Genomic DNA, 13,756 nt, shown 5'->3' with positions numbered 1-13,756 from the left:
AATTGGTAATGGCTGCAAGGCAAGAAAAGGAGTTAAAGAATGTATATTCTAATAAATTTTGAGCTTACAATATGTATAAACCTTTTATATAACCATTTGTTTCTTACTAGAAAAAAAAGTATGAAATACTCATTAGTTATATTTATAATTAATCAATTAATTGTATTATTAGGAATACTTTTTTCTACTATTTTTTTTAAAGATACTGTTTTATATAATTATGCACTATTTATTTTAGGATTTTCTTTTATTATTTATATTTCTTTTGTTTTTGAAGAATCTTTTTCAAAAAAAATATTTAATATGTTCACAATATGGGTTCTTTCAAATATTTTATTCATTTTATGTAGTTATACAATAGGTTTATTTTATATAAAAGATTATAGTATATATAAAATTTTAGCAAGGATATTTAAAGATGTTGTTCAAGTGATACTTATCCCCATAATATATCTATATTTTAAAGACTCTTATAAAGAAATGCTAAAATTAGTGTCTAACAAGGTTATTAATATAATATCTGTTTATAGCATTATGGTGTTGGCGTTTTTAATTAAATATTATGCTTCTGACCCTAATATGATTATTAGCCATTATAATTTTTTAGATAGTATGATATTTGTAGTTATAATTGTATTATCATATGTAATAATTTTTATTGCCATTTATTCTGTAAATAAAAATGTGGAACTAGAATATAAATTTAAAATTATAGATGCTGAAATGGAATCACAAAAACAAAATTACAAAATGTTAAATAACTCTATGGAAAATTATTATTCATTTAAACATGATATAAGGCATCATATTTTAACAATAAAGTTAATGATAGATAATGAAAATTATACAGAAGCTGCAAAGTATTTAGAAAAATTCAGTGAAAATGAAAAGTCTCAAAGTATAGGAATGATATGCAAAAATTTTACAATTGATTCTATATTAAAATACTATATGAATATTGCAATGAGTCATAAAATTGATTTTAAAGTAAATGCGAATATACCAAAAGATATTAATATAGACAATATTGATTTAACTAGTGTTGTAAGTAATTGTGTTGAAAATGCTGTTGAAGCTTGTGCTAATATTATTGATGAAATGAAAAAGTATATAAATATAAAAGCTGAAATTAAAGGGGATTACTTAATATTTAAAATTAAAAATAGTTTTAATGGACAAGTTATTGAAGAAAATAATATTCTAAAAACCTTTAAGAGTAGTGAGGAACATGGTATGGGATTGTCTAATGTTAGAAAAATAGCAGATAAATATAATGGATATTTTAAAATTAAATATGATGATAATGAGTTTGAAGTAGATATTATATTGAATTATAAATAAGAAAATGTAAAGTTGGTGACAAAATGTTAAATATAGCTATTTGCGATGATGAAAAAAAGGAATTGGAAATTATTTATTCGCTAGTATCAAAAAATCTTACAGATATAGACCAGCAATTTAAAATAAACTATTTTGATGAAGGAGAAGACCTTATTGAACATATGGATTCTTTTAAAGAGCTATATGATATAATATTTTTGGATATTTATATGAAATTTTCTAATGGTATTGATATTGCAAAAAGAATAAGAGAGTTTGATAAAGAATGTAAGATTATATTTATTACTTCTTCAAAAGAGCATGCTATAGATAGCTATGATGTGAAAGCACTTCATTATATTTTAAAACCTATAAATGAGGAAAAACTTTTTAATGCTATTAAAACAGCTATAGATAGTTTGAAAAAAGAGAGAAAAGAAATAGTGATTACTAATAAAAAAGGAACCTATAGAGTTATTTATAATGAAATTTTACATGCAGAAAGCAAAGCTAGACTTGTAAATATATATTTGAAATCAGGCAAGATAATTACATTTTATTCAAAACTCCAAGATTTCTTTGAAAGTCTAGAGGATGAAAGATTTCTTAAATCTCATAAAAGTTTTATTGTAAATATGGATTATATAACAAAAATAGAGAATGCTTCTATAACTATTATTAATGATAAAAAGATACCTATAAGTAATTCTAATATACAAGCCATTAAGGAAGTATATTATAGATACTTATTAAAATAATTACTATTAATAAAAACATACATAAAAAAACATTATGTATGTTTTTTCTATGAAATTTTACATTTTAGGGTTCGATTTTTACATCAATAGCGTAAATAATCAAATTTATGTAAAAATAAGATAAGTAATTAAATAAGGTTATATTTTGAATTAAACAAGGAGGTCATTAAATGGAAAATTTATTAAAAAAAGCTAAAAATAACGATTGGAAAGCCATTCAGGAAATTATAAATAAGTACATGCCACTGGTACTAAGTGAATCATCTAAGTATGACATTCCCGGATATGACTTTGAAGATATAGTACAACATAGTATATTGAGTATTATTAAGTCAATAAAACTTTATAAGACAGGTTTAAATTCCTTTGATTCTTTTGTGGTTACAAATATAAAATCAAATAATACTAAACTATTAAAAAGTAAAATGAAACACAATAGAGAAATTCAAAATTTAAATAATATGGAAATATCAGAAGAAAGCTATGTATTTACTATAGGGGACCAGGCTATTGCTTATAATTTGGTTGAAAGTTTAAGCAACACTAGAAATACTTTAAAGTATTTCTAGTATTTCTACAGTATAATTTTCTGCGGGAGCGTTGACTTCAACGATGTCACCAACTTTTTTCCCACATAAAGCTTTTCCTAAATCAGATTCCATGTTAATAACCATATTTTCAGGGGATGCATCCATAACAGTTACTAGAGTTATAATTTCTTCTTCGCCATCCTCTATAAAATTAATTCTAGCCTTAGAATTAATTCCTAATATGGATTTATCTACAGTTTTATCATCTATTACAGTTGCTGTTGAAATCATATTAAATAGATATTGAATTCTATTATCATTTTCTCTATAGTTTCTACAAGCCTCTTTATATTCTGCATTCTCTGATCTATCTCCATGAGCAGCAGCTTCCAATTTTTCTTTTGCTATTTCACCACGTTTAACAGTCATACGATATTCTAATTCTTCATTTAATTGTTTTATATTAGTTTCTGTCAATGCATTATTCATAAAAAAGCCAACCCTTCAACGATATTTTGTATATTAATATTATATAATATATAAATAAAAATATATAGAAGAAAAATTTTTTATCTAAAAAAGCTTGAAATTTCTGAAAAATATGGTATGATTTTATTAACTAATAATTATTATTGATTGAAAATATTTTGCAACTTGTGCAATTAGTTTTAATAATACATATTTACAGGGGTGATTAAATGAAAGATTTATTGATACAATTTAAAGCTTTCTTGTATGATGAAAAAAAATATGAGTCGGTAGATTTAATTATGAATGAATTAAAAAGTAATAGTATAGATATTGTAACATTGTATACGAATATATTAGCACCTTCTTTAAACACAATGATTTGTGAGGAAGAAGAAAAAGAAAGTTTTATTTGGAAGGAGCATATAAGAAGTTCCATAATTAGAACTATTATTGAAAATTCATTTTTTTACGTTATGAAGGAAAAAAATGATAAATATAAATTTGAAAAAAAGGGTAAAGTATTGGTTATTTGTCCAGAAGAAGAATATCATGAGCTAGGAGCAAGGATGGCAGCGGATTTCTTTGAGTTAGCTGGATATGATTCTATTTTTGTAGGAGCTAATACTCCTAAAAATGATTTTATTAATTCTATTAAGATTTTAAATGTTGATTATGTAACTATTAGTGTGACAAATCCGTACAATGTTTTTTCAATTAAAGATACTATAAAAAGAATAAAGGAAAAAAATCCAGGGATTAAGATAATAGTAGGTGGACATGCATTTGATTCAAATCCTTTGTTATTACAACAGGTTAATGCAGATTATCATGTTAAAGAATTTAAGGATATTTTAGCTTTAGAAAAGGAGGCGATTTTATGAAACTTCCATTGAAAATAGCTATAAGATTCTTAGGATCTAGTAAGGGACAAACAACTTTAATAGCCTTAGGTATTGCTGTTGGAGTTTCGGTTCAAGTTTTTATAGGTTCATTAATATTTGGACTTCAAAAAAGTTTAGTAAATACAACTATAGGAAGTTCATCACAGATAACCATAATATCCACAGAGGATTATATTGAAGACTATGAGGATAAGGTGAGCAAAGCATCAACTTTGGATGAGGCAATTGTTAAAATATCAGAGGCATTGGATTCACCAGCTTTTATTAGTTTCAATGATAAAGAAAATTCTATTTTATTTAGAGGATTAAATATAAATGAAAGTGATAAAATTTATAATATAAAAGATAGATTAGTAGAAGGAAAATTACCTGACACAGATAATGAGGTAATTATAGGACAAGCATTAAAAGAAGAATTAAATATAGCCTTAGGTGATGAAGTAGAGATTATTACCACAAAAGGCCAAAAGTCCAATGTAAAAGTAGTTGGAATATTTGATTTAAAAGTAGCCGCAATAAATAGTTCTTGGCTTATTTCTAATATAAATACTGCTCAAAGTATTTTTGATTTAAAAGGAAAAATAACATCTATCGAAATGCAAGTGGCAGAGAATAAAGAGTTTAATGTAAGATTAATAGCTGAAAATGTTGAGAAATCTTTGAATGATGATTCTTTAGAAGTTAATAATTGGATGGATCAGAATGAACAATTGTTAAGTGGGCTTAATGGACAAAGTGCATCTAGTTATATGATTCAGTTTTTTGTAATTATATCAGTGGTACTAGGTATATCAAGTGTACTAGCAATTTCAGTAGTGCAACGATCCAAGCAAATAGGTATACTTAAGGCTATGGGAATAAAAGATAGTGATTCCTCAAAAATATTTTTATATCAAGGAATTATCTTGGGTATATTTGGTGCAATTCTTGGAATAATTTTAGGATTAGTTTTAATGTTTGCTTTTTCTAAATTTGCTTTGAATCCAGATGGAACGCCAGTGGTACCACTATATATAGATTATAAATTTATAGCTTTCTCTGCTTTAATAGCAATAGTAGCATCAACACTAGCAGCTTTAGTGCCAGCGGTAAGATCTTCTAAATTAAATCCAATAGAGGTGATAAAGAATGGCTAATATTATTGAACTAAAAAATATTAATAAAATATATGGAGATAAAATAAAAACCCAAGTGTTGTATGACATCAACTTGGATATAAAAGAAGGTTCTTTTAATTCTATCATAGGACAATCAGGTTCAGGGAAAAGTACCATTTTGAATATAATTGGGACCTTAGATAAACCCACCTCTGGAGAAGTGATTTTCGCAGGAAAAAGAACTGATAAAATGAGGAAAAATGAACTTGCTTTTTTGAGAAATCAAACTATTGGATTTGTTTTTCAATTTCATTATCTATTACCAGAATTCACAGCTTATGAAAATGTGATGATACCATACTTAATGAATAATAGTAAGCCTCCAAAAGAAATAATAGAAAGAGCAAATGAGTTATTGCATTTGGTAGGATTAGATGAAGTGAAAAACAATAAAGCAAATAATATGTCCGGCGGACAGCAACAAAGAACAGCCATAGCAAGAGCGCTTATTAATAATCCTAAGGTTATTTTAGCGGATGAACCTACAGGAAATTTAGATTCAGAAACCACAGAAAATGTATATAATATTTTGAGGAAAATTAATGAAACCTTTAAAACAACTTTTATTGTGATTACTCATGATAGAAAAATTGCAGAAAAAGCGGATAGAATAATTGAAGTAAAAGATGGTAGAATTTATATGGATTTAAATGTTGCAGGAGTATAAATCATAAAATTATGTAGCTGTCATATAAGTTTATGGAAAAATGTGCACAAGCACAACGAAAAAAAAGGAGTATATATATTTGTTTTATACAAATATATATACTCCTTTTTTCTTTAAAGAAAATTAATTATTTTTTATATAATTTCTATTGATTTATTTCGTTTTTTACAATAATTATTAAATTAATAATTATATAATACAAAACAAGGGATATAAATATTAAATTATCAAAATAATGCATGTTTATATAACAAATTAATAATTAGAAACGGTTTATTACTATAAAGTTATATTTATAGGTAATAAATAAATTAAAAGGAGGAATATTGAATGGAAATTGCAAAAAAGTTTAAAAACATTGATGTTGTAAAAGGTGATGATAAAAAACAATTAGGATTAGTTAGTGCCATATCAGTAGGGATAGGTCTTGTTGTTGCAACTAGTGTACTTGTTTCGTTGGCACAAGGAGTGGGGATAGCTGGAAAAGGATTTGTTATAGCTATGGTAATTGCTTGTATTTTAAATATGCTGACAGCATTTAGTTTTTCAGAATTAAATTCTTTAATGCCTGTTACAGGTGGACTTGCTCAGTATACTTTACCAGCATTTGGTCCTTTGGTAGGTATGGTAGCTGTTTTAGGTGGATATGTAATATGTACTTTCTTTGCAGGAAGTTCTGAAGCGGCAATGATTGGAATTGTATTTACTTCCACATTTATGCCAAGTGTTAATCCAAGTATTGTTAGTATAGTTTTTGTTTTAATTTTAATGATAGCAAATTTATTTGAGGTAAAAAATTATGCAAGGATTCAAATTGTAACTACATCAGCAATGATTATTTCTATGATGCTTTTTGGAATTATAGGTGCCATGGGAATAGGGACAGGAGAAATGGTAGTTCAAGAGACTGTAGCTTTTAACCCAATGGGAATGGGTGTTTTATCATTAGTATCATTAGCATTTTGGTTATTCGTAGGTATAGAATATGTTACGCCACTTTCAAAGGAATTAAAAGACCCTGATAAAACAGTTCCACTGGGAATGATTTTAGGTTTAATAATTGTATTAGTGGTTCAAGTTGCAATGGTTTATGGAATATATAAATATGTACCCATGGGAGCATTGTTAGATTCCTCACTACCACACATGTTATATGCATCTTCTTTATTAGGTAAAGTAGGAACTTATTGGATGGCAGCAATTAGTATATTTGCTGTAGTAAGTACTTTAAATACTATTTTAGGAAGTGTATCAAGAATGATTTATGGTATGGCTAAAGATGGTATGTTACCTAAAATATTCACAAAAACAAATAAATATGATATACCATATGTTGCAGTAGTATTAATAGGCGTAGTATTTATCATTACTTTAAGCACAGGAATTTCTACTGCAGAACAATTAGTTCTATATATATTAACAGGGGCTGTATTTTGGATGGTAGCTTATATTGTTGCTCATTTAGATGTATTAGTATTAAGAAAGAAATATCCAAATCATAAAAGAGGATTTCAAATAAAATTATTCGGATTACCTCAAATTATAGGTATATTAGGCATGATTTATATGATTGTAAATGTATCGCCAGACCCTGAAATGAAAGTTCAAATATTAAAAAGCGTTGGTGTTTGGTTTGTTATTTTAACAGTTTATGGAGTTATCTGGATAAAAAAAGTTATGAAAAAGAATTTGTTTGAAACAGTAAGTATTGAAGAAGTACTTGAAATGGATAAATCAAACTAAAATATAATATTAAGGGGATGGAAAATATGAATAATAATACAAAAGTAGATTTTCTTTATTTAAGTGAGCCAGATATGATTAAAGCAGGGGTTAAAGATATGGCTGGTTGTGTAGAAGCTATGGAGGAAATGTTTAAACTTCTTAAAGTTGGAGATTTTAGAATGGGTGGATCTAATGGGTTTTCTCATGGGTGTATGGTGACTTTCCCAGAAACATCGTCTTTCCCTAATATGCCTATAGATGGCCCTGACAGAAGGTTTATGGCAATGCCTGCTTATCTTGGAGGAGACTTCAATATGGCCGGAGCAAAATGGTATGGTTCAAATGCTGAAAATAGAAAAAAAGGATTACCAAGGTCAGTTCTTATGTTAACACTTAATGATAAAGATACTGGTGCACCAGTAGCACATATGTCAGCTAATGTACTTAGTGCTTATAGAACTGGAGCTATTCCGGGAGTTGGAGTTAAATACTTAGCACGTGAAGATTCAAAGATCGTTGGAATCGTTGGTCCAGGAGTAATGGCAAAAACTGCGCTTGCTTCATTTATGGCTGTAAGACCAGCTATAGAAACAGTAAAGATAAAAGGTAGAAGTCAAAAATCAATAGAAGATTTTGTGAAATATGTAGAAGATGAATTTCCAACTGTTAAAAATATTGAAGTTGTTGATGACATCCAATCAGCTGTAAAAGATGCAGATGTTGTATGCTTAGCTACTTCTGCAACCATAGGAAATCTTGATGAATATCCATATGTAAAAGAAGAATGGATAAAACCAGGTGCAGTAATATGTTGTCCTGCAGCAGGAAGATTTGATGAAGATTTTGTATTGAATAGAGCTAGAAATGTAACAGATTGTTTGCATCTATATGAAGCTTGGTCAGAAGAATATCCATATCCTACATTTTTAAGCATACCTATACCCGCTGTAAATTGTATGGATTTAATACATGAAGGAAAAATGAAAAAAGAACAAATACATGATCTTGGGGATATATTAATGGGTAAACTTCCTGCTCGTCGTAATGATGAAGAAATCACAATATACTCTGTTGGTGGAATGCCTGTTGAGGATATTGCTTGGGGGACAATAGTATACAGAAATGCACTAGAAAAAGGTATTGGCACAAAACTAAATCTTTGGGATGAACCGGAATTGGCTTAAAATATGAAAATTGAAGGAGGAAATCTCATGAGAATAAAGGAACATCCGATTCTAGGTGAAATTGAAAAAGGCAGATTGGTTCAGTTTTCTATGGACGGTAAATTAATAAAAGGATATGAAGGAGAACCAATAGCTGCAGCCTTAAAGGCTGCAGGGGTTATGGTTCATAGACATACAAAAAAACATTCTCCAAGAGGCGTGTTTTGCGCAATTGGACGTTGTACAGATTGTGTTATGGTGGTTAATGGTAATCCGAATATAAGAACATGTGTTACACCCTTAGAAGAAGACATGATAGTACAAACTCAATATGGTGTGTCAGCAAAATCTGAATAAATAAAAACTTTAAATATAGGTATCCCAGTTAAACTATTATTTTATATATGTCCCAAAACTCTTAAAATAGGAGATTTTAAAACAATTATAAATTAAGTTTCATAATGGGATTGCTGAAGAATAGCAAGAAAGGACGGTATCAGTTATGAAAAGGTATGATCTTATAGTAGTTGGTGCAGGACCAGCAGGATTTTCAGCCGCAATTGAAGCTGCTAAAAGAGGTCTTGAAGTAGCGGTATTCGATGAAAATTCTAAACCTGGTGGACAATTATTTAAACAAATACACAAGTTTTTTGGCTCCAAAGAACACAAAGCTAAAATAAGGGGATTTAAAATTGGAGAGGAATTGCTGGAAAAAGCCAAGGAACTTGGAGTTAAAGTTGTTTTGAATGCTATTGTTATTGGAATTTACGGGGATAAAGAAATAACAGTTAATATAGATGATAAAGTAATACACTACAAAGCAGATTCAATTATAGTTGCAACAGGGGCATCAGAAAATATGGTTACTTTTGATGGGTGGACACTTCCGGGAGTTATTGGTGCTGGCGCTGCTCAAACAATGATGAACTTACACGGAATTAAACCCGGTAAAAAAATACTTATGCTTGGTAGTGGAAATGTTGGATTGGTAGTTAGTTACCAACTTATGCAAGCAGGATGTCAAGTTGTTGCTGTTGTAGATGCAGCCCCTAAAATTGGGGGATATGGTGTTCATGCTGCAAAAATTGCAAGAGCAGGAGTTCCATTTTATTTATCACATACTATTATAAAAGCAGAAGGAAATGAATTTGTAAATGGGGTTACTGTAGGTGAAGTAGATAATAAATGGCAAATAGTAGAGGGAACACAAAAATACTTTGATGTTGATACTATATGTCTTGCTGTAGGTCTTTCCCCTATGTCACAACTTCTTAAAATGTCAGGATGTGAAATGGAGGAAAATCCTAAAAAAGGAGGATTAGTCCCCATTTGTGATGAATATGGTGAAACTTCTATAAAAGGTATATTTGTAGCTGGAGATGTTTCAGGAATTGAAGAAGCAAGTTCAGCCATGATTGAAGGAAGAATTGCTGGTGTAGCAGCTGCATATAAATTAGGTTTTATTGAAAAAGAGGAATTAAAAGAAAAATCACAAGAATTTGAAGCGTCTTTAACCTCTTTAAGACAAGGAATGTTCAGTCCTGAAAATAAGGGGAAAAAGATTTTAGAGACAGAGGAAGGATATAATGTGTCAATGAATCTTTTGAAAAAGGGATATATGACTGAGGAAGAAGTGAGGAACTATCCTGGTGTAAAATCATTAAAAGGAATTCATCCAGTAATAGAGTGTTCACAGAATATACCTTGCAACCCATGTCAGGATGCTTGTCCAAAGAAATGTATTAAAATTGGAGACAAAATAACCTCTCTTCCTATTGTTGATGAGGAAGCAACATGTACTGGATGTGGAATGTGTGTAGCGGCTTGCTCTGGCCAATCTATATTTCTTATAAATGAAGATTTTGAAGAGGGTTATACTAAAGTAACAATTCCTTATGAGTTTTTGCCATTACCCGAAAAAGGTATGAAGGTTATTGCTCAAGATAGAAGCGGGAAAGAAGTATGTGAAGCTGAAATTGTGGAAGTTAAATCTCTTAATGCATTTGACCACACTAACTTAGTTACTATAAAGGTTCCTATAGAAATGGGAATGAAAACTAGATTCTTTAAGCAAATGTAGGAGGTGTTAGCGTGAATAAAGTAAATGATAGGTCTAGAGATATAGGAAAATATATACCACAGAAAGATGATGATATGATAATTTGTCGTTGTGAGGAAATTACAAAAGGCGAAATAAGAAAAGCAATATACGAGGGAATGTTCACTGTCACTGAGATTAGAAGATATCTAAGAACAGGTATGGGGCTTTGTCAAGGGCAGACTTGTGGTAAATTGGTAAAGAGTATTGTGGCAAGAGAATTAAAAATTCCTTTATCTGATTTAGAAGCAGCCGTATCTCGTGCACCTATGAGACCTATAGAAATGAAAGTTCTTGCAAATGAAAAAAGAGGAGGAGAATAACATGAAGAATAGTGCGGATGTAATAATTATTGGTAGTGGTGTAATTGGAAATGCCACAGCATATTATCTTGCAAAAAAAGGCTGTTCAGTTATTGTTCTTGAGAAAAGTGACAATATAGGGGATGGAGGTTCTTCAAGAAACGGTGGAGGAGTACGTCAATCAGGAAGGGATAAAAGAGAACTTCCCCTAGCTATGTATGGAGCAAAAAATCTTTGGCCAACATTGTCAGAAGAGTTGGGAATGGATGTTGAATATTATCAACAGGGTAATTTAAGGCTTGGTAAAACACAAGCACATCTAAAAACTTTAACAAACCTAACTAATAAAGCAAAGGAATGTGGGCTTGAAGTAAATATGATTTCTGGCCAAGAGGCAAGAAATATTTGTCCTTACCTTTCAGAGGAAGTTATTGGTGCAAGTTGGTGTCCTACTGATGGACATGCTAACCCTATGAGAACAACTTTAGCTTATTATTCAAAAGCAAGACAATTAGGAGTTAATTTCATTACCGGTGAAGAAGTTGTAGATATAGAAAAAGTTAAGGGTAAAGCAAAACGAGTGATAACTAAAAATAATATATATGAAGGCGATAATATTATACTTGCTGCAGGCTATGAAAGCCGTAAAATTGCAGCTACTATTGGAATTGATATTCCATTAAATCATGTTTTATTGGAAGTACTTGTAACAGAGGCTCAACCTTCCATGTTTTATCAAATGTTAGGTACAGCAGAAGCAGATTTTTATGGCCATCAAAGTACACATGGATCTTTTGTTTTTGGAGGTACATCTGGTTATGAAGCTTTTAATAAAGATAATGGAATACAAGCTACATCAAGTATTTCAGCTTCTTGTACTTGTCGAGGAATTTTAAAATACTTTCCTTGTTTACAGGATGCAAAAATTGTTCGTACCTGGGCAGGGTGGATTGATGATTGTGCAGACCATGTGCCTGTTATAAGTTATGTAGAAGAAGTTCCTGGTGTTATACTTGCATGTGGATTTTCAGGACATGGATTTGGAATTTCTCCAACGGTAGGTATGTTATTATCAGAAATGGTAGTTGAAAAGGATACAACACTTGATATAAGCGCCTTCCGTTACGATAGATTTAAAGCAAAAATATAAATTATATTTAAAGAAGTTCAAAAAGGGGATAGATAGATGGAATTAACTAGAATAAATTATTCATCTGGTTCACCGCTGGAGGAGAAAACAGGGTACTCACGAATGGTGAAAGTAGGATCACATATATATATAGGGGGAACCACATCTGTTCAACCTGATGGCACAGTTTATGGTGAAGGAAATGCATATGAGCAAGCTAAATATATTTTTGACAAACATATAGCTTTGTTGGAAAAAGCACATTCAAAAAAAGAAGATGTTATAAAAGTAAAAATATATACAACGGATATGGTCTATGCACCAATGGTTGCCAAAGCTTTTACAGAAATATTTTTTGAAGTAAAACCTTTGTTTACAATGGTAGGAATTAATATGCTTAACAGACCTACACAATTAGTGGAAATTGAGATGGAAGCCATTATTGACTAAATAAGTAAATGATAATATAATAAAAAATATAGATAATAATTATTAAATAATTAAAAAATGGAACTTATTAATTAAAAATAATCAATATAAAGCTTTGAAATTAATTGAAATAACAAAAGGAGGTTATATCATGAGCACTTTAATCAATAAAGATATTGAGGAATTTTATCCTGTTCAACCAGGTTTTAAGATTAATACTCAGTATTATTTAGAAAAAAAAGTATTAATAAATAATAAAAATTTATTGTTTTATCAATTTAAAACAGATAAAATACCTGATAAATTTATACAAGTACTTCCTGATGGGTGCTTTGATATTATCTTCAGTTGCAACCCAGGAGTATATGGAGCAAATATATATGGACAACTATTACAAAGTAAAATGATTAATTTTGGTATTTGTCAAGAATACTTTGGGATTAGAATGTTACCACAATATAGAATAAAAAGCTTAAATATTTCCATGAAGGAAATAATAGAAAATAAAATTCCATTAAATAAAGATTTTATAATGGAACCTAATTGGATTGAAAAGATTGTAAAAAAAGAATCTTTTGAAGATAGAATTGATTATTTCACAAAAATCGTAAATAATTCACCCATTGAAGTGGAGGATGGGCCAAAACTTATAATTAATTGCATAAAAAAAATATATTCAACTAATGGCAAAATATCCATTACAGATTTATCAAAAAAAATAGGTTATTCAGAACAATATATAAGAATTAAATTTCAAGAATTTATTGGAACTTCCCCAAAAAAATTCTCTAGTATAGTTAGATTTCAAAAAGCTTTAGAAATGCTTATTAACCAAAGAGATAATAATTATTCAGAAATCATGTATCAAAATGGGTATTATGATCAAGCTCATTTAATAAAGGAATTTAAGAATTTTGGTATTTTATCACCTAATAAATACTTAAAAAGTTTAAGAAATTCTTAGCAGGTTATTTGATTAATAGAAAATTATAAAGAAATGACATTTATTTGTGGATTCTTTTTTTGTACAATTATATATAGCAAAAGAAAACTTAGAAAATAGATTATTTCTAAGTTTTTTTATTTTAATAAAAAAAGTAGGTGG

At 29.2% G+C, this 13,756-nt stretch carries 15 protein-coding genes; 14 read left to right on the top strand and 1 reads right to left on the bottom strand.

Annotation, left to right across the window (positions count from 1 at the left end):
- The first annotated feature begins 39 nt into the window (after window positions 1-39).
- From BUB83_RS10800 to BUB83_RS10790, 3 genes are all read left to right on the top strand, one after another.
- A complete protein-coding gene (locus BUB83_RS10800) occupies window positions 40-1,341 on the top strand; it encodes a sensor histidine kinase (protein ID WP_073338486.1) in 1,302 nt (433 codons plus the stop codon).
- Window positions 1,342-1,364: 23 nt separating this feature from the next.
- Window positions 1,365-2,078 (top strand): LytR/AlgR family response regulator transcription factor, encoded by a 714-nt coding sequence (locus BUB83_RS10795; protein WP_073338485.1) that lies wholly within the window; start codon window positions 1,365-1,367, stop codon window positions 2,076-2,078.
- Between the two features lie 170 nt (window positions 2,079-2,248).
- Window positions 2,249-2,647, top strand: coding sequence for a sigma factor (locus BUB83_RS10790; protein ID WP_073338484.1), 399 nt, complete (start codon window positions 2,249-2,251; stop codon window positions 2,645-2,647).
- On the opposite strand, the gene BUB83_RS10785 is transcribed toward BUB83_RS10790, so the two are convergent.
- Complete coding sequence (locus BUB83_RS10785) at window positions 2,633-3,097, bottom strand: GreA/GreB family elongation factor (protein WP_073338483.1); 465 nt, start codon at window positions 3,095-3,097, stop codon at window positions 2,633-2,635. The genes BUB83_RS10790 and BUB83_RS10785 overlap by 15 nt on opposite strands.
- A 209-nt stretch (window positions 3,098-3,306) precedes the next feature.
- Here BUB83_RS10785 and BUB83_RS10780 point away from each other — a divergent pair, with 209 nt between their 5' ends.
- The 11 genes from BUB83_RS10780 (at window position 3,307) to BUB83_RS10730 (ending at window position 13,615) form a co-directional block, all read left to right on the top strand.
- Entirely contained in the window at window positions 3,307-3,960 is a 654-nt protein-coding gene (locus BUB83_RS10780; protein ID WP_073338482.1) for a cobalamin B12-binding domain-containing protein, read from the top strand.
- Window positions 3,957-5,117: an ABC transporter permease gene (locus BUB83_RS10775; RefSeq protein WP_073338481.1), complete on the top strand. Its 1,161-nt coding sequence runs from the start codon at window positions 3,957-3,959 to the stop codon at window positions 5,115-5,117. The genes BUB83_RS10780 and BUB83_RS10775 overlap by 4 nt, the downstream gene beginning before the upstream one ends.
- Window positions 5,110-5,805 carry an ABC transporter ATP-binding protein gene (locus tag BUB83_RS10770; protein WP_073338480.1) on the top strand — a complete coding sequence of 232 codons (696 nt, stop codon included), beginning with the start codon at window positions 5,110-5,112 and terminating at the stop codon, window positions 5,803-5,805. The genes BUB83_RS10775 and BUB83_RS10770 overlap by 8 nt, the downstream gene beginning before the upstream one ends.
- A 330-nt stretch (window positions 5,806-6,135) precedes the next feature.
- Window positions 6,136-7,548 carry an APC family permease gene (locus BUB83_RS10765; RefSeq protein ID WP_073338479.1) on the top strand — a complete coding sequence of 471 codons (1,413 nt, stop codon included), beginning with the start codon at window positions 6,136-6,138 and terminating at the stop codon, window positions 7,546-7,548.
- 26 nt (window positions 7,549-7,574) lie between these two features.
- Window positions 7,575-8,714 (top strand): ornithine cyclodeaminase family protein, encoded by a 1,140-nt coding sequence (locus BUB83_RS10760; protein ID WP_073338478.1) that lies wholly within the window; start codon window positions 7,575-7,577, stop codon window positions 8,712-8,714.
- A gap of 27 nt (window positions 8,715-8,741) precedes the next feature.
- Window positions 8,742-9,050 carry a (2Fe-2S)-binding protein gene (locus BUB83_RS10755; protein WP_073338477.1) on the top strand — a complete coding sequence of 103 codons (309 nt, stop codon included), beginning with the start codon at window positions 8,742-8,744 and terminating at the stop codon, window positions 9,048-9,050.
- Between the two features lie 145 nt (window positions 9,051-9,195).
- A complete protein-coding gene (locus tag BUB83_RS10750) occupies window positions 9,196-10,773 on the top strand; it encodes an FAD-dependent oxidoreductase (protein WP_073338476.1) in 1,578 nt (525 codons plus the stop codon).
- An 11-nt stretch (window positions 10,774-10,784) separates the two neighbouring features.
- Complete coding sequence (locus BUB83_RS10745; RefSeq protein WP_073338475.1) at window positions 10,785-11,114, top strand: (2Fe-2S)-binding protein; 330 nt, start codon at window positions 10,785-10,787, stop codon at window positions 11,112-11,114.
- Window position 11,115: 1 nt separating this feature from the next.
- On the top strand, window positions 11,116-12,243 hold the full coding sequence (locus BUB83_RS10740; RefSeq protein WP_073338474.1) for an NAD(P)/FAD-dependent oxidoreductase: 1,128 nt from the start codon (window positions 11,116-11,118) through the stop codon (window positions 12,241-12,243).
- A 36-nt stretch (window positions 12,244-12,279) separates the two neighbouring features.
- Window positions 12,280-12,672 carry a Rid family hydrolase gene (locus tag BUB83_RS10735; protein WP_073338473.1) on the top strand — a complete coding sequence of 131 codons (393 nt, stop codon included), beginning with the start codon at window positions 12,280-12,282 and terminating at the stop codon, window positions 12,670-12,672.
- Between the two features lie 130 nt (window positions 12,673-12,802).
- Entirely contained in the window at window positions 12,803-13,615 is an 813-nt protein-coding gene (locus BUB83_RS10730; protein WP_073338472.1) for a helix-turn-helix domain-containing protein, read from the top strand.
- Window positions 13,616-13,756: the final 141 nt, after the last annotated feature.

Source organism: Clostridium grantii DSM 8605 (genome assembly GCF_900129965.1).
GTDB lineage: Bacteria > Bacillota > Clostridia > Clostridiales > Clostridiaceae > Clostridium_AF > Clostridium_AF grantii.
Note: the sequence above shows the minus strand (reverse complement) of the source record. Positions and strands in the feature narration are given on the sequence as shown.

Excerpts from the sequence above, each read along its gene's own strand:
- BUB83_RS10800 (WP_073338486.1), top strand. The coding sequence starts at position 40 with ATGTATATTCTAATAAATTTTGAGCTTACAATATGTATAAACCTTTTA.
- BUB83_RS10795 (WP_073338485.1), top strand. The coding sequence starts at position 1,365 with ATGTTAAATATAGCTATTTGCGATGATGAAAAAAAGGAATTGGAAATT.
- BUB83_RS10790 (WP_073338484.1), top strand. The coding sequence starts at position 2,249 with ATGGAAAATTTATTAAAAAAAGCTAAAAATAACGATTGGAAAGCCATT.
- BUB83_RS10785 (WP_073338483.1), bottom strand. The coding sequence starts at position 3,097 with ATGAATAATGCATTGACAGAAACTAATATAAAACAATTAAATGAAGAA.
- BUB83_RS10780 (WP_073338482.1), top strand. The coding sequence starts at position 3,307 with ATGAAAGATTTATTGATACAATTTAAAGCTTTCTTGTATGATGAAAAA.
- BUB83_RS10775 (WP_073338481.1), top strand. The coding sequence starts at position 3,957 with ATGAAACTTCCATTGAAAATAGCTATAAGATTCTTAGGATCTAGTAAG.
- BUB83_RS10770 (WP_073338480.1), top strand. The coding sequence starts at position 5,110 with ATGGCTAATATTATTGAACTAAAAAATATTAATAAAATATATGGAGAT.
- BUB83_RS10765 (WP_073338479.1), top strand. The coding sequence starts at position 6,136 with ATGGAAATTGCAAAAAAGTTTAAAAACATTGATGTTGTAAAAGGTGAT.
- BUB83_RS10760 (WP_073338478.1), top strand. The coding sequence starts at position 7,575 with ATGAATAATAATACAAAAGTAGATTTTCTTTATTTAAGTGAGCCAGAT.
- BUB83_RS10755 (WP_073338477.1), top strand. The coding sequence starts at position 8,742 with ATGAGAATAAAGGAACATCCGATTCTAGGTGAAATTGAAAAAGGCAGA.
- BUB83_RS10750 (WP_073338476.1), top strand. The coding sequence starts at position 9,196 with ATGAAAAGGTATGATCTTATAGTAGTTGGTGCAGGACCAGCAGGATTT.
- BUB83_RS10740 (WP_073338474.1), top strand. The coding sequence starts at position 11,116 with ATGAAGAATAGTGCGGATGTAATAATTATTGGTAGTGGTGTAATTGGA.
- BUB83_RS10735 (WP_073338473.1), top strand. The coding sequence starts at position 12,280 with ATGGAATTAACTAGAATAAATTATTCATCTGGTTCACCGCTGGAGGAG.
- BUB83_RS10730 (WP_073338472.1), top strand. The coding sequence starts at position 12,803 with ATGAGCACTTTAATCAATAAAGATATTGAGGAATTTTATCCTGTTCAA.